General features: G+C 63.8%; 24 protein-coding genes and 1 other RNA gene. 22 read left to right on the plus strand and 3 right to left on the minus strand.

What is annotated here, in order from left to right; translation table 11 throughout:
- Positions 1-47: 47 nt before the first annotated feature.
- Both XH90_RS08225 and ssrA read right to left on the minus strand, forming a co-directional pair.
- Positions 48-566, minus strand: a complete 519-nt coding sequence (locus XH90_RS08225; RefSeq protein WP_194480252.1) for an SspB family protein — start codon at positions 564-566, stop codon at positions 48-50.
- A 112-nt stretch (positions 567-678) separates the two neighbouring features.
- Positions 679-1045, minus strand: a transfer-messenger RNA (tmRNA) gene (ssrA, locus tag XH90_RS08230).
- Between the two features lie 96 nt (positions 1046-1141).
- On the opposite strand from ssrA, the gene XH90_RS08235 reads away from it, so the two are divergent.
- From XH90_RS08235 to XH90_RS08290, 12 genes are all read left to right on the plus strand, one after another.
- Positions 1142-1747 carry a chromate transporter gene (locus tag XH90_RS08235; RefSeq protein ID WP_194480254.1) on the plus strand — a complete coding sequence of 202 codons (606 nt, stop codon included), beginning with the start codon at positions 1142-1144 and terminating at the stop codon, positions 1745-1747.
- Positions 1744-2274 carry a chromate transporter gene (locus XH90_RS08240; protein ID WP_194480256.1) on the plus strand — a complete coding sequence of 177 codons (531 nt, stop codon included), beginning with the start codon at positions 1744-1746 and terminating at the stop codon, positions 2272-2274. The genes XH90_RS08235 and XH90_RS08240 overlap by 4 nt, the downstream gene beginning before the upstream one ends.
- A gap of 94 nt (positions 2275-2368) precedes the next feature.
- On the plus strand, positions 2369-3133 hold the full coding sequence (locus tag XH90_RS08245) for a tripartite tricarboxylate transporter TctB family protein (RefSeq protein WP_194480258.1): 765 nt from the start codon (positions 2369-2371) through the stop codon (positions 3131-3133).
- A 7-nt stretch (positions 3134-3140) separates the two neighbouring features.
- Positions 3141-4655 carry a tripartite tricarboxylate transporter permease gene (locus XH90_RS08250; RefSeq protein ID WP_194480259.1) on the plus strand — a complete coding sequence of 505 codons (1515 nt, stop codon included), beginning with the start codon at positions 3141-3143 and terminating at the stop codon, positions 4653-4655.
- A gap of 135 nt (positions 4656-4790) precedes the next feature.
- Positions 4791-5771, plus strand: a complete 981-nt coding sequence (locus XH90_RS08255; RefSeq protein WP_194480261.1) for a tripartite tricarboxylate transporter substrate binding protein BugD — start codon at positions 4791-4793, stop codon at positions 5769-5771.
- A gap of 169 nt (positions 5772-5940) precedes the next feature.
- Positions 5941-6735: a thymidylate synthase gene (locus XH90_RS08260; RefSeq protein WP_074118390.1), complete on the plus strand. Its 795-nt coding sequence runs from the start codon at positions 5941-5943 to the stop codon at positions 6733-6735.
- A gap of 5 nt (positions 6736-6740) precedes the next feature.
- Positions 6741-7226, plus strand: coding sequence for a GNAT family N-acetyltransferase (locus XH90_RS08265; RefSeq protein WP_194480263.1), 486 nt, complete (start codon positions 6741-6743; stop codon positions 7224-7226).
- Complete coding sequence (locus XH90_RS08270; protein WP_194480265.1) at positions 7226-7741, plus strand: dihydrofolate reductase; 516 nt, start codon at positions 7226-7228, stop codon at positions 7739-7741. Before XH90_RS08265 ends, XH90_RS08270 begins: the two co-directional genes overlap by 1 nt.
- A 160-nt stretch (positions 7742-7901) precedes the next feature.
- Positions 7902-9038, plus strand: a complete 1137-nt coding sequence (gene hflK / locus XH90_RS08275) for an FtsH protease activity modulator HflK (RefSeq protein ID WP_194480267.1) — start codon at positions 7902-7904, stop codon at positions 9036-9038.
- Positions 9035-9931 (plus strand): protease modulator HflC, encoded by an 897-nt coding sequence (gene hflC / locus XH90_RS08280; protein WP_194480269.1) that lies wholly within the window; start codon positions 9035-9037, stop codon positions 9929-9931. The genes hflK and hflC overlap by 4 nt, the downstream gene beginning before the upstream one ends.
- A 71-nt stretch (positions 9932-10002) precedes the next feature.
- Positions 10003-10209 carry a DUF2065 domain-containing protein gene (locus XH90_RS08285; protein WP_027560516.1) on the plus strand — a complete coding sequence of 69 codons (207 nt, stop codon included), beginning with the start codon at positions 10003-10005 and terminating at the stop codon, positions 10207-10209.
- A 143-nt stretch (positions 10210-10352) separates the two neighbouring features.
- Positions 10353-11855 carry a Do family serine endopeptidase gene (locus tag XH90_RS08290; protein ID WP_194480271.1) on the plus strand — a complete coding sequence of 501 codons (1503 nt, stop codon included), beginning with the start codon at positions 10353-10355 and terminating at the stop codon, positions 11853-11855.
- An 83-nt stretch (positions 11856-11938) separates the two neighbouring features.
- On the opposite strand, the gene serB is transcribed toward XH90_RS08290, so the two are convergent.
- Positions 11939-12844, minus strand: a complete 906-nt coding sequence (serB, locus tag XH90_RS08295) for a phosphoserine phosphatase SerB (RefSeq protein ID WP_194480273.1) — start codon at positions 12842-12844, stop codon at positions 11939-11941.
- Positions 12845-12855: 11 nt separating this feature from the next.
- Between serB and miaA the strand changes: the two genes are divergently transcribed.
- The 10 genes from miaA (at position 12856) to XH90_RS08345 (ending at position 24394) form a co-directional block, all read left to right on the plus strand.
- On the plus strand, positions 12856-13797 hold the full coding sequence (gene miaA, locus XH90_RS08300) for a tRNA (adenosine(37)-N6)-dimethylallyltransferase MiaA (RefSeq protein ID WP_194480274.1): 942 nt from the start codon (positions 12856-12858) through the stop codon (positions 13795-13797).
- A 329-nt stretch (positions 13798-14126) separates the two neighbouring features.
- Positions 14127-15902, plus strand: coding sequence for an acetolactate synthase 3 large subunit (locus XH90_RS08305; RefSeq protein ID WP_194480276.1), 1776 nt, complete (start codon positions 14127-14129; stop codon positions 15900-15902).
- Positions 15903-15906: 4 nt separating this feature from the next.
- Positions 15907-16878 carry a threonine dehydratase gene (locus XH90_RS08310; protein ID WP_194480278.1) on the plus strand — a complete coding sequence of 324 codons (972 nt, stop codon included), beginning with the start codon at positions 15907-15909 and terminating at the stop codon, positions 16876-16878.
- Positions 16879-16901: 23 nt separating this feature from the next.
- Positions 16902-17444, plus strand: coding sequence for an acetolactate synthase small subunit (gene ilvN, locus XH90_RS08315; protein ID WP_028137987.1), 543 nt, complete (start codon positions 16902-16904; stop codon positions 17442-17444).
- Positions 17445-17447: 3 nt separating this feature from the next.
- Positions 17448-18143 carry a class I SAM-dependent methyltransferase gene (locus tag XH90_RS08320; protein ID WP_194480279.1) on the plus strand — a complete coding sequence of 232 codons (696 nt, stop codon included), beginning with the start codon at positions 17448-17450 and terminating at the stop codon, positions 18141-18143.
- 49 nt (positions 18144-18192) lie between these two features.
- Complete coding sequence (locus XH90_RS08325) at positions 18193-19068, plus strand: EamA family transporter (protein WP_194480281.1); 876 nt, start codon at positions 18193-18195, stop codon at positions 19066-19068.
- Positions 19069-19075: 7 nt separating this feature from the next.
- A complete protein-coding gene (locus XH90_RS08330) occupies positions 19076-19678 on the plus strand; it encodes a LysE family translocator (RefSeq protein ID WP_194480283.1) in 603 nt (200 codons plus the stop codon).
- A 132-nt stretch (positions 19679-19810) separates the two neighbouring features.
- Positions 19811-20830 (plus strand): ketol-acid reductoisomerase, encoded by a 1020-nt coding sequence (gene ilvC, locus XH90_RS08335; protein WP_097667105.1) that lies wholly within the window; start codon positions 19811-19813, stop codon positions 20828-20830.
- Positions 20831-21396: 566 nt separating this feature from the next.
- Positions 21397-22248 carry an SDR family oxidoreductase gene (locus XH90_RS08340; RefSeq protein ID WP_194480285.1) on the plus strand — a complete coding sequence of 284 codons (852 nt, stop codon included), beginning with the start codon at positions 21397-21399 and terminating at the stop codon, positions 22246-22248.
- A gap of 433 nt (positions 22249-22681) precedes the next feature.
- Complete coding sequence (locus XH90_RS08345; RefSeq protein ID WP_194482624.1) at positions 22682-24394, plus strand: sulfatase-like hydrolase/transferase; 1713 nt, start codon at positions 22682-22684, stop codon at positions 24392-24394.
- The last annotated feature ends 39 nt before the right edge of the window (positions 24395-24433 follow it).

Genomic DNA, 24433 nt, shown 5'->3' on the forward strand with positions numbered 1-24433 from the left:
TATATAGGGTGTTTGGCCGGCTGCGACGGTCTCGCGCCCAACCTGGATCATTTCTTGCGGAAACGATCCAGCCGCACGACCTCGGCGCCGCCCTGGTTCGGCGGGGTCGGCTCTTCCGCGGTCTCTGCCGTCTCGGCGGCCGGGACAGGCGCCGCGATAGCTGATGGGGCCGGGGCGGCCGGCAAATTCTCACCCGCCAACTCGGTGACGTCGGAGGTGTCGAACTGGAGGCCGAACTTCACGGACGGATCGAGGAAGCTCTTGATGGCGCTGAACGGCACCACCAGCCGCTCCGGAATGCCGCCGAAGGACAGGCCGACCTCGAAACGATCCTCGAGCACGGTCAGGTCCCAGAACTGGTGCTGGAGGATGATCGTCATCTCTTCCGGATATTGCGCCAGCAGCCGGCTCGAGAGCTTCACGCCCTCGGCCTTCGATACGAAGGTGATGAAGAAATGATGCTCGCCCGGCAATCCATGGGCCGCGGCATCGGTCAGTACCTTGCGCAGCACGCCGCGCAGCGCGTCGCGTGCCAGCACATCGTATCGGATATGATCGGTCGCCATGGTGGTCCTGTCAGTCCAGGAGACGGGCCCTGCCGGTCCGACTCGCCAAGCCGCAATAGTACCGCGCCTCACGGGTCAGCAGGAGTCCCCGCCGGGAAGGAAATCAGAGGTAAGTGGAGGCTTCTGTTGCCAGGTGCCTCCGAACCCCGCCTAACGGAGCTTAACCCGTTAGGACTTTAAGACGGTCTTTCAAACTGCGTTACGCAGCCTGAGCAACCGGAGCAAAGTTGTCGTTGGCAACTATTGCAGTAGCCCGATAACGGCGGAACAATACCGGGAAAAAGCACGCCCTTTACGCCCTCGTCGATCCTATTTCGCCCCCGCCAAAGCCCGCTGTCGGGTGAGCCCGCCGGTGGGCTTTGGTGGAGGCGCCGGGTACCGCCCCCGGGTCCGAATGGTTTATTGCGACGACCGTTTATTTCCATAGCCGGCGAACCGGCACCCCCAATATAGGGGGCAAAGGTTTCAAAAAACAGAGGTTTCGAGCGAAGAGGGCGCGGTTCCCTTTGGATAGGTCGGGGATGGTCGCAGTCCTGATCTTGGCCGAACGGCGAACTGCGTTCTAAGCTGCTGACATGTCCACGGATTCAGCACCGGCCGCCCAAGAGCCGGAAATTCCAGCTACCCGCGCCGCTCCGCCCGGCTTGCTGGCGCTGTTTCTGGCCTTCGCCCGGATGTCCCTGGCCGGTTTCGGCGGGGTCCTGGTTTTCGCCAGGCACGCCATCGTCGACCAGTACCGCTGGATGACGGCGGACGAGTTCAACGAGACCTTTGCGCTCTGCCATTTCCTGCCCGGGCCCAATATCGTCAATCTGTCGATGGTGTTCGGCTCGCGACTGCGCGGCATCGCGGGCGGCGTTGCCGCCTTCACCGGGCTGTTGCTGCCACCGACGCTGATCATGACCGTGCTCGCGATCATCTATGCCAGGTTCGGCGACGTGGAGGTGCTGCGTCGCGTTCTCGCAGGCATCTCCTGCGCGGCAGTCGGGCTGCTGATCGCGGTCGTCTTCCGCATGATGACGCCGCTGCTCAAGCGAATGGAGGTCGTCGTGCTCATCCTGATGCTCGGCGTGTTCATCGCCATCGGCGTTCTTCGCCTGCCGCTTCAGGCCGTGCTGCTGGTCGCGATCCCGCTCAGCATCGGCGTCACCTTTTTGATGCGGCGGAAGGTAGCAGCATGAGCAGTGAGAACCCGATCTGGGCGCTGATTTCCACCTTTGGTCTAATGTCGCTGTTCGCGGTCGGCGGTGCGGCGGCGGCGGTGCCCGAGATGCATCGCATCGCCGTCGATGTGCATCACTGGATGACCGACAAGCAGTTCGCAGATGCCTATGCGATCGCGCAGCTTTCGCCAGGTCCGAACGTCCTGATCGTCACGTTGATCGGCTATGCGGTTGCCGGCATTGCCGGCGCGCTGGCGGCGACGCTGGCGATGTGCCTGCCAACGGCGCTGCTTGCCTATTATGTCAGCCGGCTCCTGAACCGACCGAGCCAATCGCGTTGGCCCGCTCTGATCCAGGCAGCACTGGTTCCGCTCTCGATCGGATTGATGGCGGCCAGTGCCCTGATCCTCGCCCAATCGACAGATCGCAGTATTGCTGCACTGCTCCTGACCGCGACGGTTGCTCTGATCGCCTCCGTCTCGCGCGTCAATCCTCTGTGGCTTCTGCTCGCAGGGGGCCTGTTGGGTTTCGCTGGCATTGTGTGATGAAAATCGCTAGGCAATGATCCGGGCCGGGGATCAATTTCCAGCCGATTAGAACAACAGTGCTCGTGACTTACGGGTCGCGGAGGAGACATGCATGGCCGATACAATGGGCCACTCGGCGACGACAGCCACCAGAAACACGTCGGTAGCTCTCGGCTTCTGCCTGCTGGCCATCGCGCCGCAGATTTTCGAATTCATCTGGTCGATCGGGACGATCTTTGGCTGGGGCGCCGGGCGCGGTCCGGCCACGGTCTTGATCAGCCACGCCACGGCGCTGGTTGCCGGCGCGCCCGGTGCGCTGTTTGGCGCCATCGGCGGTGAGACCAAGAAGGCGTCGTCGGACGTCTTGCTGGCGCTGATCTATTCCTATCCGCTGTTTGCCGTGGCGATCGTCACGCTGTTCATGACGATCAAGTCGGCGCAGGACTACATCGGTGGCGTCATCCTGATGGCGCTCGCACTGTTTGCGCTCTGGGCTTCGAGCGATCTGCAGGGCATGCGAGGTTTCTCGTTCGGCGCCGGCACCGCGCCGAGGATGTTCGGCGGGCTTCTGGTTGCTCTGTCCGCCGGCATCGCCTTGACTGGCCTTTTGAACGAGGGACCGGCGCTTGCACATTATTCATGGCGCGGGCCGCTGTTCGTGATGTGCGCGATCCTGTTCTTTGCGCTGGCGATCCGGCCGCTTGGCCTCGTGGTCTCGGCGTTCGTGAGCTTCATGATCGCAGCGCTAGGGTCGCATGAGACGCGCTGGGTCGAGGCCGCCATCGTTGGTGCCTGCCTGACTGTCGGATGCGCGCTTCTCTTCCCCTACGTGCTCGGTCTGCCGATGCCGATGTTCCCGCGCTTCCTGGCTCAGTGAGGCTGTCATGGAGATTTTTGCCAACCTCGCTCACGGTTTCGTCGTCGCGTTTTCTCCGATCAACCTGCTGATGTGCCTGATCGGCGCGCTCGTCGGCACGCTGGTCGGCGTGCTACCGGGCATCGGCACCATCGCGACGGTCGCGATGCTGCTGCCGATCACCTTCGGACTGCCCCCGGTCGGCGCGCTGATCATGCTCGCCGGCATCTATTACGGCGCCCAGTATGGCGGCTCGACCACCTCGATCCTGGTGAACATTCCAGGCGAAGCGACATCGGTCGTCACCGCCATCGACGGCCATGCGATGGCCAAGCAGGGCCGTGCCGGTCCGGCGCTGGCGATCGCCGCGATCGGCTCGTTCTTCGCCGGCTGCGTCGCGACCGTTTTGATCGCCGTACTAGGCGCACCGCTCACGAAACTCGCGCTGGCGTTCGGTCCGGCGGAGTACTTCTCGCTGATGGTGCTCGGCCTGATCTTCGCGGTCGTGCTCGCCAAGGGCTCGGTGCTGAAGGCGATCGCGATGATCGTGTTCGGCCTGCTGCTGTCGATGGTCGGCTCGGACATCGAGACCGGAGCCTCGCGCATGGCCTTCAACATTCCGGAGCTCGCCGACGGTCTCGGCTTTGCGACGGTGGCGATGGGCGTGTTCGGCTTTGCCGAGATCATCCGCAATCTCGACGCCGGCGCCGAGATGAATCGCGATCTCGTGCAGCAGAAAATCACCGGCCTGATGCCGACGAGGAAGGACCTCGTCGACTCGACGCCCGCGATCCTGCGCGGCACCGTGCTTGGATCGATCCTCGGCATTCTGCCGGGCGGCGGCGCCGTCATCGCGTCGTTCGCGGCCTACACGCTCGAGAAGAAGCTCGCCAAGAACCCGTCGCGGTTCGGCCGCGGCGCGATCGAGGGCGTGGCGGCGCCCGAAAGCGCCAACAACGCGGCGGCACAGACCTCCTTCATCCCGCTGCTCACCCTCGGCATCCCGCCTAACGCGGTGATGGCGCTGATGGTCGGCGCGATGACCATTCACGGCATCGTGCCGGGCCCGCAGGTGATGCAGAAACAGCCGGATCTGGTCTGGGGCATGATCGCCTCGATGTGGATCGGCAATCTGATGCTGATCATCATCAACCTGCCGCTGGTCGGCATCTGGGTCCGCCTGCTGCGCGTACCGTACCGGCTGATGTTCCCCTCGATCGTGATCTTCTGCGCGATCGGCATCTACTCGGTGAACAACGCGCCGGTCGACGTCATCCTCGCAGGCGTGTTCGGTCTGGTCGGCTACTGGCTGATCAAGCACGATTTCGAGCCGGCGCCGCTGTTGCTCGGCATGGTGCTCGGACCGCTAATGGAAGAGAACCTGCGCCGCGCACTGCTGATCTCCCGCGGTGATTGGAGCGTGTTCCTGACGCGTCCGTTGTCGGCGGTGCTGCTCGCGATTGCAGCATTCCTATTGGTGCTGACGCTGCTGCCCATGCTGCGTGCCAAGCGCGACGAGGTGTTCACCGAATCGGAGAACTGATCGCGGCGCGTGCCTGCGTCGGCGTGTCACGCGTCGGCCCGCCGCATTCGGAAGTCCAATCGACTTGCGTGATGTCTTCGTGAAATGAAAATGCCGGCCGCGAGGCCGGCATTTTTCTTGTGTCGGGAGATCAAGATGACATCCATTCGCGCGCTCACGTGCGCATGTGCCGCCGTGCTCGCATCGCTGTGCGGCTTTGTCGCATCAGGTGAAGCGCAGACCTATCCGACGCGCAGCATCACCATGATCGTGCCGTTCGCGGCCGGCGGCCCCACCGACGTCGTTGCGCGCATCGTCACCTCGCACATGGCGCAGACGTTGGGGCAGAGCATCATCATCGAGAACGTGGTCGGCGCCGGTGGCACCACCGCGACCACGCGCGCCGCGCGTGCGGCCAATGACGGCTATACCCTGATCACCGGTCACATGGGTACGCACGCCGCCTCCGTGCCGCTCTATCCGAAGCTCGCCTATCATCCCGAGAAGGATTTCGAGCCGATTGCGTTGCTCGCAGGCACGCCGATCCTGATCCTGGCGCGCAAGGATTTTCCGCCGAAGGATCTCAAGGAATTCGTTGCTTACGTGAAGGCCAACGCCGAGAAGGTGAATGCCGCGCATGCCGGCGTCGGCTCGGTCTCGCATGCCTCGTGCGAATTGTTGCACTCGATTCTCGACGTCAAACCGGTCGGCGTACCCTTCAACGGCACGGGCCCTGCGATGAACGCGCTGGTGGCGGGCCAGGTCGACTACATGTGCGATCAGATCGTCAATGCGGTGCCGCAGATCAACGCCAACACGATCAAGGCCTATGCGATCGCAACGCCGGAGCGCAATCCGTCGCTGCCGAACGTGCCGACCACGGCCGAAGCCGGCCTGCCGACATTCCAGGCCCAGGCCTGGAACGCGATGTTCGCGCCCAAGGGAACCCCGCCTGCGATCGTGGCGGGCCTGAACGCTGCTGCCGTCAAGGCGCTCGACGACGAGACCGTGAAGAAACGCCTGCTCGACCTCGGCAGCGTCATCCCGGACCCGGCAGACCGGACGCCGGAGGCGCTGGCCGCCCTCGTCAAATCCGAGATCGCGAAGTGGACCCCGGTGCTCAAGCCGGTAACTTAACGAGCACTTTCAAGCCGATAGGCGAGGGGCGGACGCAGGTTCCGCCCCTTGTCGTTCGCCCCGGGAACACTCACTTTTCGGGGTATAATTAGTGGAGGCAGCGAATCGCCGCTGTCGCAGCGCTGGGAGCGTCGTTAAGTTCGCCGCCTCCCCAAAGGCTCATCGGCACATGCACCAGTATCAGGACCTGCTCGAGCGGATTCTTTCAGACGGCGCCGAGAAGACGGACCGGACCGGTACCGGCACGCTGTCGGTGTTTGGCCATCAGATGCGCTTCAATCTGTCCGCCGGCTTTCCGATGCTGACCACCAAGCGGTTGCCGCTCAAGGCGATCGTGCATGAGCTGCTGTGGTTCCTGAAGGGCGACACCAACATCAAATATCTCAGGGACAACGGCGTCACCATCTGGGACGAGTGGGCGGACGCCAATGGCGATCTCGGCCCGGTCTACGGGCATCAATGGCGCTCCTGGCCCGCACCCGATGGGCGCAGCATCGACCAGATCGCCAACGTCGTCGACATGATCAAGCGCAATCCGGACTCGCGTCGCCTGATCGTGTCGGCCTGGAATCCGGCCGAGGTCGACAAGATGGCGCTACCGCCGTGCCACTGCCTGTTCCAGTTCTACGTCGCCAACGGCAAGCTGTCGTGTCAGCTCTATCAGCGCTCGGCCGACGTCTTCCTCGGCGTGCCCTTCAATATCGCTTCCTATGCACTGCTCACCATGATGGTGGCGCAGGTCACCGGGCTGAAGCCTGGCGACTTCGTGCATTCGTTCGGCGATACCCATCTCTATTCCAACCATCTTGAGCAGGCGCGCCTTCAGCTCACACGCGCGCCGCGCGCGTTGCCGGTGATGCGGATCAATCCTGATGTGAAGGACATCTTCTCCTTCCGCTACGAGGATTTCGAGCTCGTCGGCTACGATCCGCATCCGCATATCAAGGCGGAAGTCGCGGTCTAGAGCCGATGGCGTTGAATATTCACCGCGCGCGTCCTGGCCAAGCCGGGCTCGTTCTTGATTTCGTCCGCGAACTCGCCGCGTACGAAAAGCTCTCGCATGAGGTCGAGGCGACCGAGGCCGACATCGCGGAGGCCTTGTTCGGAGGCGATCCCAGGCTGTTTTGTGCGATTGCCGAATGGAACGGCGAGCCGGTCGGCTTCGCGGTGTGGTTCCTGAATTTCTCGACCTTCAGCGGCCGCCACGGCATCTATCTCGAAGATCTCTATGTGCGGCCCTCGCACCGGGGCAAAGGCCTCGGCAAGGCGCTGCTGGTCTATCTGGCGAAGGAATGCGTCGACAACGGCTGGTCGCGCCTGCAATGGGCGGTGCTCGACTGGAACGCAACGTCGATCGCGTTCTACAAATCGCTCGGCGCCGCGATGCTGGACGACTGGACGCTGTGCCGCGTCTCCGGCCCTGCGCTGATCCGACTTGCAGGGAGCCCGTCCTGATGGAGATCGTGTTCGTCGTCGCGATCGCGGAGAACGGCGTCATCGGCGCGGGTAACGCGATCCCGTGGCGATTGAAATCCGACATGGCGCGCTTCAAGGCGCTCACCATCGGCAAGCCCGTGATCATGGGCCGCAAGACTTTTGAATCCTTGCCCGGGCGCCGGCCGCTGCGTGACCGCACCAACATCGTGATCACGCGCGATCCAGCCTATCGCGCCGCTGGCGCAGTCGTCACGACGTCGGCGGCGGCCGCTGGCGCAGTTGCGCTTGGTGATGCCCTGCGGCGTTCAGCCGCTGAAATCGCCGTGATCGGCGGTGCCGAAATCTACCGGCAATGGCTCGATCGTGCCGACCGCCTCGAGATCACCGAAGTGCATGCGCGGCCCGACGGCGACACGCATTTCGACATCGACAAGGCGCAGTGGGAGGAAACAAGCCGCGTCCGCCATCCCGCCGGACCGGACGACAGCGCCGACTTCTCCTATGTGACATATCGTCGGCGGCCGTCCCATTAACTGCATTCTCCAATGTTTACATTGACTTTTCCGCCCCCGAGCATAGCTCGTGGGTCGGTCAGGCTTGCGTTGTAAGGGCCCTTTCGGTCCCCTATAAAGCCGGACCGGACAATGCGGGCCGGCTTAAGTTCTAGTCCCGGTCTGCCGAGGAGAGCGTCGAATGCCGTGGAAGAATCAGGGCGGTGGCCCTTGGGGCTCGGGTCCGAAGGGACCATGGGGCACAGGCCCGCAACCGGTCGGGCCGAGGCCGCCGGATCTGGAAGACCTTCTGCGGCGCGGCCAGGACCGGCTCCAGCAGATCATGCCGGGCGGCTATTTCTCCGGCATCGGCATCACGCTGATCCTGCTCATCATCGTCGCGCTCTGGCTGCTGTCGGGCTTCTTCCGCGTGCAGTCGGAAGAGCAGGGCGTGGTGCTGCGCTTCGGCAAGCATGTGCGCACCGTCGACCCCGGCCTGAATTATCACCTGCCCTATCCGATCGAGACCGTGCTGCTGCCGAAGGCACTGCGCGTGTCCACCATTTCCATCGGCATGACGCTGATCGACGATCCGGCCCGCCGCGGCCGCTCGATCCGTGACGTGCCGGAGGAGAGCCTGATGCTGACCGGCGACGAGAACATCGTCGACGTCGATTTCACCGTGCTGTGGCGCATCAAGCCCAACGGCGTCGGCGACTTCCTGTTCAACATCCAGAATCCCGAAGGCACCGTGAAGGCGGTCGCCGAGAGCGCGATGCGCGAGGTGATCGGCCGCTCCGACATCCAGCCGATCCTGACCGGCGCGAGGACGCAGACCGAGACCACCGTGCAGGATCTGATGCAGAAGACGCTCGACGGCTACGGCGCCGGCATCCAGATCACCCAGGTGCAGATGCAGAAGGTCGATCCGCCGGCGCAGGTGATCGACGCGTTCCGCGACGTGCAGGCGGCGCGCGCCAATCTCGAGCAGCTGTCAAACGAAGCGCAGACCTATGCCAACAAGGTTGTGCCGGAAGCCCGCGGCCGCGCCGCCAAGATCCAGCAGGATGCCGAGGGCTACAAGGAGCAGGCGGTCGCCGAGGCCAAGGGCCAGAGCGCGCGCTTCCTGAAAGTGTACGAGGAATACAAGAAGGCACCTGACGTGACGCGTGAACGGATCTACCTGGAGACGATGGAGCGCTTGCTCGGCGGCGCGGACAAGCTGATCTACGATCCAGGCGCCTCGGGCCAGGGCGTCGTGCCCTACCTGCCGCTCAATGAATTGTCGAACAAGAAGCCTGCGATAACGGGTCAGCTGCCGAGCGGAGGTACCCGATGAGGTCTCCCGTTACTGGCATTGTCGTGCTGCTCGCGGCGCTTCTGGTCGTGATCGTCGGCTATATGTCGTTGTTCACGGTGCAGCAGACCGAGCAGACCATCGTGCTGCAATTCGGCGCGCCGGTGGAGGTCGTCACCGAGCCCGGACTGCACTTCAAGGCGCCCTGGAACTCCGTGATCAACATCGACAAGCGGATCCTCGACCTCGAGAACCCGTCTCAGGAGGTCATTGCCTCAGACCAGAAGCGGCTCGTGGTCGACGCCTTTGCGCGCTACCGCATCAAGGACGCGCTGCGCTTCTATCAGAGCGTCGGCTCGATCCAGGCGGCGAACCTCCAACTCACCTCGCTCTTGAATGCGGCGCTGCGCCGCGTGCTCGGCGAAGTCACTTTCATCACGGTGGTGCGTGATGAACGCGAGAAGCTGATGGGGCGTATCCGCGAGCAGCTCGACCGCGAGGCCGGTGGTTATGGCATCCAGGTCGTCGATGTCCGTATTCGCCGTGCCGACCTGCCGGAGCAGAATAGCCAGGCTGTCTACGACCGGATGAAGTCCGAGCGCCAGCGCGAAGCGGCTGAGTTTCGAGCGCAGGGCGCCCAGAAGGCGCAGGAAATTCGCTCCAAGGCCGACCGCGATGTGACGGTCATCATTGCCGACGCGAACTCCCAAGCCGAGCAGACACGTGGTGTGGGTGACGCCGAGCGCAACCGCCTCTTTGCCGAGGCCTATGGCAAGGATGCTGACTTCTTCGCCTTCTACCGGTCGATGACGGCCTACGAGAACGGGCTGAAGAAGGACGACACCCGCTATTTGCTGCGGCCGGACTCGGATTTCTTCCGGTATTTTGGTAACCCGTCAGGGAAGACGGCAGCCGAGACACCGGCGAAACCGTAAGCTAGACAAGGGCGGCAGGTTTGGCCGCCCTTCGTCCAGACAAGAACAGTACACCGGGAGGTTCCAATCCGATGAGGTCCATTGCGTTCGCCGACTTCCTCATCGGCTTAGGCATCCTGTTTGTGCTGGAAGGCTTGATGTTCGCGGCAAGTCCGAACTGGATGCGCAAGGCCATGAAGAGCGCCATCGCCACGCCGGACAATATCCTGCGCGCGGTCGGGATCGGCTCGGCCGTGGCCGGCCTGATCCTGATCTGGGTGATGCGACGCCCGGTCTAGCCGTCGCGCCAACGCCAAAGTGAAGGCGAGAGGCGGGTTTTCGCCTTATTATCCGGGTCTTGAGGCTCGTTAAGCTCCGCGCTTGCGCCGTGCCCTCGTTCGAGCGCAGTCTTGAGGCCGAATCCTTTTTCCTGGAGACCACAATGACCGCTGCCACCATTGTCCCGACCCGCCTGCGCCAACATGCGCGACTTGGGCTGGCCGCGCTTGCCGTTGGCGCTTTCAGCATGTTCGGCGCGCCGGCGCAGGCGCGCGGACCGGAAGGCATCGCCGACGTCGCCGAGAAGGTGATCGACGCGGTCGTCAACATCTCGACCTCGCAGACGGTGGAGGCCAAGGGCGGCGGCAGCAACACCATGCCACAACTGCCGCCGGGCTCGCCCTTCGAAGAGTTCTTCGATGACTTCTTCAAGAATCGAAAGGGTCCCGGCGGAGGCAAGGGCGGTGACAACGGCCCGCCGCGCAAGACCAACTCGCTCGGGTCCGGCTTCATCATCGACACCTCCGGTATCGTCGTCACCAACAATCACGTCATCGCCGACGCTGACGAGATCAACGTGATCCTCAACGACGGCACCAAGATCAAGGCCGAGCTGGTCGGCGTCGACAAGAAGACCGACCTCGCCGTCCTGAAGTTCAAGCCGCCGAAGCCGTTGATTGCGGTGAAGTTCGGCGACTCCGACAAGCTGCGTCTGGGTGACTGGGTGATTGCGATCGGCAACCCCTTCAGCCTCGGCGGCACCGTGACCGCAGGCATCGTCTCCGCCAAGAACCGCGACATCTCCTCGGGCCCCTATGACAGCTACATCCAGACCGACGCCGCGATCAATCGCGGCAATTCCGGCGGTCCGCTGTTCAACCTCGAAGGCGACGTCATCGGGGTCAACACCCTGATCATCTCGCCGTCAGGCGGCTCGATCGGCATCGGCTTTGCCGTACCGTCGAAGACGGTCGCCGGCGTCGTCGACCAACTCCGCCAGTTCGGCGAATTGCGTCGCGGCTGGCTCGGCGTGCGCATCCAGAGCGTCACCGACGAGATCGCCGAGAGCCTCAACATCAAGCCGGCGCGCGGCGCGCTGGTGGCCGGCATCGACGACAAGGGCCCGGCCAAGCCCGCCGGCATCGAGCCCGGCGACGTCGTCGTCAAGTTCGACGGCAAGGACGTCAAGGACCCGAAGGACCTGTCCCGCGTCGTCGCCGACACCGCGGTCGGCAAGGAGGTCGACGTCGTCATCATCCGCAAGGGCGAGGAGCAGACCAAGAAAGTCACGCTCGGCCGCCTGCAGGATCCGGACAAGGTGCAGGCCGCGGTGAAGACCGACGAGCCGGCGCCGGAGAAGCCGGTGACGCAAAAGGCGCTCGGCCTCGATCTCGCCGTGCTGAACAAGGATCTGCGCACGCGCTACAAGATCAAGGACAGCGTGAAGGGGGTTGTCGTGACCAATGTCGAGGCCAATTCGGACGCTGCAGAGAAGCGGCTCTCCGCCGGCGACGTCATCGTCGAGGTCGCGCAGGAAGCGGTCTCCAGCGGCGCCGACGTCCAGAAGCGCGTCGACCAGATCAAGAAGGACGGCAAGAAGTCCGCCCTGCTGCTGGTGTCGAACGGCGACGGCGAGCTGCGCTTCGTGGCGCTGAGCGTGCAGTAGCTTGATCCGTCATTCCGGGGCGATGCGAAGCATTGCCCCGGAATCGCGAGGTTCCACGGTGCGCAATAGCGCACCTGAGCGTGTCAGGCCTCCACAAACTCCGAGCGCTTGTAGCCCTGCGCATAGAGCAGTGCAGTGAGATCGCCGTGGTCGATCCGCGCAGCCGCCGCTGCCGCCACGGCCGGCTTGGCGTGATACGCCACGCCCAGTCCCGCGGCCTGGATCATCGCCAGATCATTCGCACCGTCGCCGACGACGACCGAGTCGATGTCGTCGAGATCGAACGATTCCATCAGATCCACCAGCGTCGCGAGCTTGGCGGCGCGGCCCAGGATCGGCTCCTTGACCTCGCCGGTGAACTTGCCGTCGCGCACGACGAGCTCGTTGGCGCGGTTCTCCTGGAAGCCGATCTTGGCAGCGACGGCGCTGGTGAACAGCGTGAAGCCGCCGGAAACGAGGCAAGTATAGGCGCCGTGGGCGCGCATGGTCGCGACCAATTCGCGGCCACCCGGGGTCAGCGTGATGCGCTTGGCCAGCACTTCGTCGACGACGCCGGCGGGGAGGTCCTTCAGCAGCGCGACACGCTCGCGCAGCGCCGGCTCGAACTCGATCTCGCCGCGCATCGCGCGTTCGGTGATGGCGGCGACATGCGCCTTCATCCCGACGAGATCGGCGAGTTCGTCGATGCATTCCTGGCCGATCATGGTGGAATCCATGTCGGCCAGAAAAAGCTTCTTGCGCCTGAAGCCAACAGGCTGCACGACGATGTCGATGGGCAGGTCGCCGCGCAGCTCGCGGAGCCGCTGTTCGATGGCGTGACGGTCGCCTTCGAGGTTACTGTCGGCGCCGAAGGGAATGTCGACTGCAACCCCGTCGAACAGCCAGTGCGCAGGCACGGCCTGCGGCAACACGGCGCGGGCGCCGTCGACGATGGTGGAGTCGAGGGCGGGATTATTGGGATTGCAGATCAGCGTGGCGACGAGGGACATTTGAGGTTTTCGTGAGCGAGGGGCATCCGATCAAGGCCGTGCTTATCGCAGGACCGACCGCCAGCGGCAAGTCGGCGCTGGCGCTGGAGCTTGCCCTGAGCGCGCGGGGCGTGGTCATCAATGCCGATTCCATGCAGGTCTATCGCGACCTCCGCATCATCACCGCGCGTCCCGCGCAGGATGAGGAGGCGCGCGTTCCGCATCGTCTCTATGGTCATGTCGACGCGGCCGTGAATTTCTCCGCAGGCGCCTGGGTGACCGATGCCGCGAAGATGTTGGAAGAAGCCGAGGCCGAAAGCCGCCTGCCAATTTTCGTCGGCGGCACCGGGCTTTATTTCAAGGCGCTGACCGCGGGCCTTTCCCTGGTGCCGCCGATCCCGACGGAGGTGCGCGAGGGCGTGCGCGCGCGACTGGAACGGAACGGCGTCGAGGCGCTACACGCGGAACTCGCGCTCCGCGATCCACGCGCGGCCGAGCGACTGAATCTGCGTGACCGTACGCGTATCGCGCGCGCGCTCGAAGTTGTCGAGGCAACCGGCCGCTCGCTGCTCGACTGGCACAATGAAGGCCAGCCGCCCTTATTGTCGAAGGACAGCTTTCGCGCGGTGTTTCTCGCGCCCGAGCGCGATGAGCTCTATGCCCGCATCGACGCCCGCTTCGAGGCCATGCTGGGCGGCGGCGCGCTGATCGAGGTCGAGCGGCTTGCCGCCAGAAACCTCGACCCGCAGCTGCCGGCCATGAAGGCCCACGGCGTGCCGGCCCTGATCCGGCATCTGCGCAGTGAGCTCAGCCTGGAGGAGGCTGCCATGATCGGCCGGGCCGATACCCGCCACTACGCCAAGCGCCAATTCACCTGGTTCCGGCACCAATTGCCCGAATTCGAGTGGGTGAAACCGGAAGAGGCCAGGGGATGGCTCGCGACTGCCCTCGGGACCGCCCGGGCTCCCCGTTGACGTGCTTTTGTGCGCGGGTTCCCGCAATTACCTCTCGCCGAACCCAGGGAACACCGCTACACTGCCAAAATCGCGCGGGAACGGCCGCTTTGCCTTGACATCGAGGCTTTGGTCGTTATGTTTCGCGCAACCTTTGGGAAGCCGAGCGCCTGCCATGCGTAACATTATTACCGAACTCCTTATCGCCGTCGTACCCAGGCACACCGCCGGGGGTGGCTAGCTGCCATCCACATGACAGGCGGTGTGCAGGGTCCCTCTTCGGGGCCTTTTTTATTTCCCGAACCAGACACGAACGAAGCCGCTGACAACAGCGCATCCGGAGCAAGCCAATGAGCGACAAGAGCCACGATCCGAACCAGATGACCGGCGCCGCGATGATCGTCCGCGCGCTCATCGACCACGGCGTGACCGACATTTTCGGCTATCCCGGCGGCGCGGTGCTTCCGATCTATGACGAGATCTTCCAGCAGAGCGAGGTCCAGCACATCCTGGTCCGCCACGAGCAGGGCGCAGGCCATGCCGCCGAGGGCTATGCCCGGTCAACCGGCAAGCCCGGTGTCGCGCTGGTGACCTCCGGCCCCGGCGCCACCAACATGGTGACGCCGCTGACCGACGCGCTGATGGACTCGATCCCGCTGGTCTGCATCTCCGGCCAGGTGCCTACGCATCTGATCGGCAACGACGCGTTCCAGGAATGCGACACGGTCGGCATCACGCGCCCCTGCACCAAGCACAATTGGCTGGTGCGTGACGTCAACGATCTCGCGAAAGTGCTGCACGAGGCCTTCTACGTTGCGACCACGGGCCGTCCGGGCCCGGTGCTGGTCGACGTTCCCAAGGATGTGCAGTTCGCGACCGGCACCTATCATCCGCCGCGCAAATCCGATGTGCACCGCTCCTACGCGCCGCGCGTGAAGGGCGATGCGACGCAGATCCGCAAGGCCGTGTCGTTGCTCGCGGGGGCCAAGCGTCCCGTGATCTATAGCGGTGGCGGCGTCATCAATTCCGGCCCCGAGGCGACCAAATTGCTGCGCGAACTGGTCGAGGTCACGGGCTTCCCGATCACCTCCACGCTGATGGGCCTGGGTGCCTATCCGGCGTCGGGCAAGAACTGGCTCGGCATGCTCGGCATGCACGGCACCTATGAAGCCAACATGACCATGCATGATTGCGACGTCATGCTGTGCGTCGGTGCGCGCTTCGACGACCGCATCACCGGCCGCGTCGATGCGTTCTCGCCGAACTCGAAGAAGATCCACATCGACATCGATCCGTCCTCGATCAACAAGAACATCCGGGTCGACGTGCCGATCATCGGCGATTGCGCCAACATCCTGGGCGACATCCTCCAGGTGTTCAAGGCCGAGGCGAAGAAGCCCGACATCAAGACCTGGTGGCAGCAGATCGCGCAGTGGCGTGCCCGCAACTCGCTCTATTACAAGAAGAGCAACGACGTCATCCTGCCGCAGCACGCGATCCAGAGCCTGTTCGAACTGACGCGCGGCAAGGATACTTACATCACGACCGAGGTCGGTCAGCACCAGATGTGGGCGGCGCAGTTCTTCGGCTTCGAGGAGCCGCATCGCTGGATGACGTCGGGCGGTCTCGGCACCATGGGCTACGGCCTGCCGGCCGCGATCGGGGTGCAGGTCGCGCACCCTGACAGCCTCGTCATCGACATCGCGGGCGACGCCTCGGTGCAGATGACGATGCAGGAGATGTCGACGGCGGTTCAGTACGAGCTGCCGATCAAGATCTTCATTCTGAACAATCAGTACATGGGCATGGTGCGTCAGTGGCAGCAGTTGCTGCACGGCAACCGGCTGTCGCATTCCTACTCCGAAGCGCTGCCGGATTTCGTGAAGCTCGCGGAAGCCTATGGTGGCGTCGGTCTCCAGGTCACCAAGCCGTCCGATCTCGAAGGCGCCATCAAGGAGATGATCTCGGTCAAGCGCCCGGTGCTGTTCGACTGCCGTGTCGCCGCGCTGGAGAACTGCTTCCCGATGATCCCCTCCGGCAAGGCGCATAACGAGATGCTGCTGCCAGAGCAGGCCAACGACGAGGCGACGGCCAAGGCGTTCGCCGGCGGCAAGGCGTTGGTGTGACGTCATGTTCGACCTGACTGAGCTCGAGCGCGCACATGCGATCGTGGGACAGGCGGTGCCGGCAACGCCGGCGCACCGCTGGCCCTTGCTCGCTGGGCGCCTCGGCACCGAGGTCGTCGTGAAGCATGAGAACCACACGCCGATCGGCGCCTTCAAGGTGCGCGGTGGGCTGGTCTATCTCGATCGGCTCAAGCGCGAGCGGCCGAATACGCCCGGCATCATCTCGGCGACCCGCGGCAATCACGGCCAAAGCCTGGCCTTTGCCGCGAGCCGTCATGGCGTTCCCGCTGTGATCTACGTGCCGCGCGGCAATTCGGTCGAGAAGAACCGCGCGATGAAGGCCTTTGGTGCCGAGCTCGTCGAGCATGGCGAGGACTTTCAGGCCGCGCGCGAGGAGGCCGAGCGTCGTGCGCAGTTCGCCGGCCTTCATATGGTGCCCTCGTTCCACCCGGACCTCGTGCTGGGCGTCGCGACCTATGCGCTCGAGCTGTTTCGTTCCGCGCCTGATCTCGACGTGCTCTATGTACCGATCGGACAGGGCTCCGGCATCTGCGGTTGCATCATGGCACGCGATCTTCTGGGCCTGAAGACCGAGATCGTCGGCGTGCAGTCGACAGAAGCGCCGTCCTATGCGCTGTCGTTCGCGGCCGGCCAGATCGTGACGACCGAGACTGCCAACACGCGCGCCGACGGCATGGCGACGCGCATCCCGGACGCGGATGCGCTCGCGCTGATCCGCAAGGGCGCCTCGCGCATCGTGCAGGTGACCGACGACGAGGTCGCCGCGGCGATCCGCGCCTACTGGACCGATACGCACAATCTCGCCGAAGGCGCCGGCGCTGCCGCGCTCGCCGCGGCTATGCAGGAAAAGAGCAAGCTGAAGGGCAAGCGCGTCGGTCTCGTGCTGTCCGGCGGCAATATCGATTTCGATCTGTTCCGCCGTTGGGTCGGAACGGATGCGCCGGCGATGGCGTGAGGAAGAGACAAGAGGGGACGACAATGAACCAGCCCGCATCCGCCTATTTCATCGAAGAGCGTCACGATCCCAACGAGACGCACACGCTTGCGGTGCTCGTGCAGAACGAGCCGGGCGTGCTCGCGCGCGTCATCGGCCTGTTCTCCGGCCGCGGCTACAACATCGAGAGCCTCACGGTTTCGGAGACCGAAGCGCAGAAGCATTTGTCGCGCATCACCATCGTTACCACCGGCACGCCGATGGTGATCGCGCAGATCAAGAATCAGCTCGACCGCATGATCCCGGTCTACCAGGTCGTCGACATGACCCAGACCCGTCGCTCGATCGAGCGTGAGCTGGCGATGGTGAAGGTGCGCGGGCAGGGCGAGCATCGCGTCGAGGCGCTGCGGCTTGCCGATGCCTTTCGCGCCCGCGTGATCGATGCCACCACCGAAAGCTTCGTGTTCGAGATCACAGGCAATACGGACAAGATCAACCAGTTTATCGACCTGATGCGCCCGCTCGGCCTCGTCGAGGTGTCGCGCACCGGCGTTGCCGCGATCGGTCGCGGGCCCGAGGGGATGTGAACCATGCTGGCGCGCGACTGGTACTATAACGAGCGGAACCGGATGGGCATCGAGCCCGCGGTGGCGTCGATCTACGACGCCCACGACGATGCCGATCTGCGGGCGCGCGCCGCATTGAAGATGCTCGGGGTTCAGCGCGGCTGGCGCATCGCCGATATCGGCTGCGGCAACGGCGTGCTCGCCACCGAAGCGGCGCTGATGGGCGCTGATGTCGATGCCATCGACATCTCGCCGGCGATGCTGGCGCTCGCCGAGATCTATGCCCGCGACCGCAAGGCGCCCGTGCGCACCCAGTCCGCCGGCCTGCTCAGCTTCGCCTACCGGCCGGAATCCTACGACCTGATCGTCAGCGAATTCACGCTGCATCATTTGCCCGACTTCTGGAAGGTCGTGGCGATGTCGCGGATCTTTCGCGCTTTGAAGCCGGGTGCGAGCTTCTATCTGCGCGACATCGTCTACGCCTCGATGCCCGATGCGATCGAACGCGACGTCGAGCAATGGGCCGACTATCAGATCAAGAACCACGATTTCTCGCGTGAGAGCGTGGTGACGCATATGCGGGACGAATACTCGACCTTCGGCTGGGTGATGGAGCGGATGCTGACCGACGTCGGCTTCACGCTGGTCTCGGCCGACTATCACGCGCCTATGCACGGCACTTATCTCCTCCGCAAACCGAAAGCCGGCGAGCAAGGCTAGACCAGAAGAACAAGCAGGGCTGCACGACAGGGCAGAACCGGAAACAACAATGAAGCCGGCCGACATCCTCATCGCCCTGCTGGTGGCGATCATCTGGGGGCTTGCCTTCGTGGCGAGCCGGATCGCGCTCGACGAGTTTTCGCCGGAGCTGATGACAGCGATGCGCTTTTCCATCGCCGCGCTGCCGTGCCTGTTCATTCCCAGGCCGAAGGTCGCCTGGTCGCTTCTGATCGCGATCAGTTTCACGCTGTTTCTCGGCCAGTTTCTGAGCCAGGCCTACGGCATCGCTCATGGTGTGCCGGTCGGGCTCACCAGCGTGGTCGTGCAGAGCCAGGCGCTATTCACCATCGGCTTTGCCGCGATCACATTCGGCGAGCGTCCGACGCAGGTGCAGACGCTCGGCATCGTCATCGCAGCCATCGGGCTGCTCATGATTTGCGGTACCGTCGGTTATGATTTCAGCGTCGGCGCTTTCGCCGTGCTGATGATCTCGCCGGTCTGTTTTGCGATCGGCAACCTCCTGCTGCGCGGCGCACGCGGCGCGCCGATGTTCGACCTGTTCGCGTGGCTTTGCCTCACCGCCGCGGTGCCGCTGTTCGCCCTGGCGCTCGCCGTCAACGGGCCGGCGCCGACCTTCCATTCGCTGATCCACATGTCGCTCGCCGGCCTTGTCTGCCTGGTGGTGATTGGCGCGATCTCCACCAGCATTGCCTATTGGCTATGGGGTCGGCTGCTGCGCGACTACCCGGCCGCGCAAGTGGTGCCGTTCGCGCTGCTGGTGCCGTTCGTGGGCTCGGCGGCGTCAAGCATCGTGTTCGGCGAACGGTTCGGACCGCTGCGCCTCGCGGGCATGCTGACCGTCATCGGCGGCATTGCGGTGATGGTGCTGGCGCAGCGCCGGCAGCCGCTGGCGAAGACGGCGTGAGGTGAGGATGTCCCAGTCGTTGCTCTACGCCTTCATCATCTTCGCCCTCGTGATGTTCTTCACGCCGGGGCCGAACAACATCATGCTGCTCTCGTCGGGGCTGACCTACGGCTTCCGCCGCACCATCCCGCACATCGCTGGCATCACCATCGGCTTCGCCTTCATGGTCGGCGCCGTCGGCCTCGGGCTCGGCACCGTGTTTCTGGCGTACCCGATCCTCCAGACCATCCTGAAATATGCCGGTGCGGCGTACCTGATCTATCTTGCCGCCGTGATTGCCATGTCCGGCCCGGCCAAGCCGGACGAGGCGGTCGGCCGCGACCCGATGACCTTCTGGGGCGCCGCCATGTTCCAGTGGATCAACGCCAAGGGCTGGGTGATCGTGATCGGTACCATCACGGCTTACGCGGCAATTGCCCAGTTCCCGGTCAACATCGCGATCCAGACCCTGATCAGCCTCTTGGTCGGCACGGTCTCGACCGTGGTCTGGGCTTTCTTCGGCACTGCACTACGACCGGTGCTGACCTCGGAGCGGCTGGTCCGCGCCTTCAATATCCTGATGGCGCTCCTGCTGCTCGCCTCCCTCTACCCCGTTTTCATGGATGCATGATGTCGCGGATTTCCATGCAGAAACGGGTTTCCCTCAAGGGCCGAAATGCTCTAGACAGCCCCCGAAATCCGCAAATTACACCCTTCGGACACTGACCATCGGCCGATTTTGGCCCTGAACGAGGAAACGACTATGCGTGTTTATTACGATCGCGACGCCGACCTGAACCTGATCAAGGGGAAGAAGGTCGCCATCGTCGGCTATGGCAGCCAGGGCCACGCCCATGCGCTCAATCTGAAGGACTCCGGCGTCAAGGACGTGGCGATCGCGCTGCGCAAGGACTCGGGATCGGTCAAGAAGGCGGAAGCCGCCGGCTTCAAGGTGATGGAAGTCGCAGAGGCCGCCAAATGGGCCGACCTCGTCATGATGCTGACCCCGGACGAGCTCCAGGGCGACATCTATCGTGAGCACCTGCACGACAACATGAAGAAGGGTGCCGCCCTCGTGTTCGCGCACGGCCTCAACGTCCACTTCAACCTGCTCGATCCGCGCGCCGACCTCGACGTGCTGATGATCGCGCCGAAGGGCCCCGGCCACACCGTGCGCTCGGAGTATCAGCGCGGTGGCGGCGTGCCCTGCCTGATCGCGATCGCCAAGGACGTCTCGGGCAACGCCCATGACCTCGGTCTGTCCTACGCCTCTGCTGTCGGCGGCGGCCGCGCCGGCATCATCGAGACCACCTTCAAGGAAGAGTGCGAGACCGACCTGTTCGGCGAGCAGGTGGTGCTCTGCGGCGGCCTGGTCGAGCTGATCAAGGGCGGCTACGAGACCCTGGTCGAAGCCGGCTACGCCCCGGAGATGGCCTATTTCGAGTGCCTGCACGAAGTGAAGCTGATCGTCGACCTGATCTATGAAGGCGGCATCGCCAACATGAACTACTCGATCTCCAACACGGCCGAGTACGGCGAGTACGTCACCGGCCCGCGCATCGTCACCGCAGAGACCAAGGCCGAGATGAAGCGCGTTCTCGCCGACATCCAGGGCGGCAAGTTCGCCCGCGACTGGATGCTCGAGAACAAGGTCAATCAGACCTCGTTCAAGGCGACCCGCGCCAAGCTCGCTGCGCATCCGATCGAGGAGGTCGGCGCGAAACTCCGCGACATGATGCCTTGGATCAAGAAGGGCGCGCTGGTCGACAAGTCGAAGAACTGACGGCATCGCCGTCATTCCGGGGGCGAGAAACGCAACCCGGAATCTCGACCCACGACCTCTGGATTCCGGGTTCGCGCTAACGCGTGCCCCGGAATGGCGAGTGAAGCAAAAGCTTCGCTCGCCAAACCAAATCTTAAATCTTCGCGACTATATCTGAGCGAGACCGCAAACAGCGGTCTCGCTCTTTTCTTCTCGCGCGAAACATTGCTGCTTCATTCAAATTCTTCGCGAGATGAAGTGCTCTCAGAGAGCCAAGAACTGACGCTTAAACCACATTCTTGAGTTCGCGTCGTTTTTTCAGAATTTTTCGGAAGTCGTGGTCGCCAAAAGCGCTTTGTGCTCAGAGTCTAGGATTAGACTCTTCATCCGCGTTCTCAAGATGCAATCAATCGCATTCCGCGACGTTTGTACGGCACTTTATCTTAAGAACCTGCACCTGATGCGCCTTCTTGCGGCGCAACGGGGGCCCGGAAAAGACCATCTGTGCGCGGGCTGAGTACCGGGCGGCATTGCGCTGGCGCAGCCCCCTCCTACATGATCGCGGGGCACTAAAGGGGGAGAGGACTATGCGATCTGTCGTCGTCACCGGCGCGTCCACCGGTATTGGCTGGGCCATTGCGAAATTCCTGATTGGGCGCGGCTACCGCGTCTTCGGCAGCGTCCGCAAGCAGGCCGATGCCGACAGGCTCGCGGGCGAGTTCGGCGCAAACTTCACGCCGCTGCTGTTCGATGTCACCGATGAGGCCGCCGTGCTGGCCGCCGCGCGTCAGGTCCGCGAGGCGCTGGCCGGCGAGACGCTGGCGGGCCTCGTCAACAATGCCGGCGTCGCGGTCGCCGGTCCCGTGCTCGAACTGTCGGCGGATGATTTCCGCCGCCAGATGGACATCAACGTCATCGGCCCTGTCATCGCGACCCAGGCGTTCGGGCCGCTGCTTGGCGCCGACCCGTCGTTGAAGGGGCCGAAGGGCCGGATCGTGATGATCAGCTCGGTCGCAGGCAAGAACGGCAATCCGCTGTCGGCCCCTTACTGCACCTCCAAGCACGCGATCGAAGGCCTCTCCGAGAGCCTTCGCCGCGAACTGATGCTGTTCGGCATCGACGTGATCATCGTTGCCCCCGGCGCGGTGAAGACGCCGATCTGGACCAAGGCCGAACAGATCGACCTCTCCATCTACAAGAACTCGCCCTATCTGCCGGCGCTCAACAAGGTCATGGCCTTCATGATGGAGCTCGGCGCCAACGGCCTGCCTGCCGATCGGATCGCGGAGATCGTGTTCGAGGCACTTACCTCGCCGAGCGCCAAGGTACGCTACCAGATCACGCCGGACCGGCTGCGCCATCTGATTGGGGCCGTGCTGCCGAAGCGGACATTCGACCGTATCATCGCCAAGCGGCTCGGCCTGCTGCCGCAGAGCTGATCGACGTTCAGCTCGCTTCGGTCGTCCGCCCGCGCGGGTGGGCGGCCATCGCGATCATCTCCACGGGACGCCATTTCGCTCATGGAAGCTCCGCCGAACTGACGCGCGACAATGCCGAGCTCGTTGCGCCGACCGCGCGGATGCTGGCTGAGCGGCCGCTGAACCTGCTTGCCCGGGCGGACGAGGTGATCGAGTAGCGAGTGCCGCGATCGAGGCAGGCTCTCGAACCTCAGGCTGCGGAGCCGGGGTGCGGCTTTTTCGCCTCCCGCTAACATTAAGCGAAGGTCGCATCGCCGCGCGCGTTGCCTGTCCATGACCGTTCCATTACAGTTTTGTGACACGGTGCAACCGGCTGCGCCGGACGCCCTGGCCGTCTTGAGGCCGGCCAGAGGGTTGGCATCACCGCGCCGGACTTGAGTCCAGCGTGTCGTCGATGGCGTCCGCGCCCAATTCCGGTCCTTCCGCCACCACCGCCGTCCTGGCGAGCGTTGCCGCGCTCGGCATCTGGCGGCTGCTCGCGGTGGCCGCGCCGCATTTCGCTGCACTGGCGTTGATGTACGAGACCGAGACCGATTTTGCCTCGCGCCTCTCCTTCCTGCTCGCCTGGGGCATTCTCAACTTCTTCTGGATCACGCTGCTGCGCCGGCCGGCGCTGTCGAGTGCGCTGTCGCTGACCATGGTCGTGGTGCTGGTGCTGCTGTCGCGGCTCAAGCACGACGTCGCCCAGATGACGGTGAACTTCATCGATTTGATGATGATCGACCGCGACACCGTCGCCTTCCTGTTCACGATCTTTCCGAACTTGCGCTGGTCGGTGATCGGGGCTGGCCTCGTCACGCTGCCGCTGATGTATGCGCTGTGGTGGCTCGATCCGTTTCGCATTCGCCGCCTGCCGGCGCTCGCCTGCAAGCTCGCCTGCCTTGCCGCCCTTGTCTTCTATTCCGTCTATCATCCCGATGAGGCCTGGCGCGGGTATTACGACGATGGCTATCTCTCGAAATTCTTTCGCTCCGGCGTCACCGCGGTCTCCGATTTCGTCCAGTACGGCTTCATGGAATCGGCCGCCGCGACCAATGAACGACTCAACATGCCGCTGGTCGACGCCTGCCATCCGGCGGGCCGCCGGCCGAATATCGTCATGATCCACGATGAATCGAGCTTCGATATTCGCGCCGCGCAGGGCATCAAGGTGCCCGCGGGCTACGGCAACCATTTCAAGTCGTGGGACGGCAAGGAGCGCACGTTCCTCGCCGAGAGCAATGGCGGCCCCAGCTGGTTCACCGAATACAACGTGCTTGCAGGTCTTTCGTCGCGCTCGTTCGGCCGCTTTGCCTATTTCGTGACGCGCATTGCGTCGGGCCGCGTCGAGCGCGGCCTGCCGCTGGCGCTGCGTCGTTGCGGCTACGATACGATGTCGCTCTATCCCGCCTATGGCGGCTTCATGGGCGCGCGCAGCTTCCAATTGACGACCGGCATCGAGCGCTTCTTCGACTCTCATGATCTCGGCGCCAAGGACGTCGAGCCCGATAGTTTCTTCTATGACAAGGCGCTGGGGTTGATGGGCGAGCGGACGCCGAACAAGCCGCTGTTCACCTTCATCTATCTCGCGGCCAATCACTTTCCCTGGGAGACGCGGTTTCGCCCCGACCTGCTTCCGAACTGGCGTGCACCGGGCAACGCGCCGTCCATCGACGAATATCTGCGCCGGCAGGCGATGAGTGCCGAGCAATACGAGAACTTTATCTCGGGCATGAAAAAGAAATTTCCGGGCGAGCCTTTCCTGATCGTGCGCTATGGCGATCACCAGCCCGAGTTCGCACCTGGCATCCTCGAGCCCGGGCTCGACGAAGGGGCAATCGGCAAGAAGCTCGACGCTTACGATCCACGCCTCTACGCGACCTACTACGCCATCGATGCCGTCAATTTCGAGCCGGTCAAAAGCGACGCGGTGATGGACACGATCGACGGTCCCTATCTGCCGCTGGTAATTCAGGAAGCCGCCGGCATTCCGCTTGATCCGTCCTTCGCGGAGCAGAAGCAGATCATGCTTCGCTGCAAGGGCATTTTTTACGGCTGCAAGAATGGCGCCGAAGCGCGGCGGCTGAATCGGCTGTTGATCAATGCAGGGATGATCCACGGACTTTAGCGATCACTTCTCCATTCTTGCGGCGAAGATAAATCGCAT

The organism is Bradyrhizobium sp. CCBAU 53338 (assembly GCF_015291665.1).
Classification (GTDB): Bacteria; Pseudomonadota; Alphaproteobacteria; order Rhizobiales; family Xanthobacteraceae; genus Bradyrhizobium.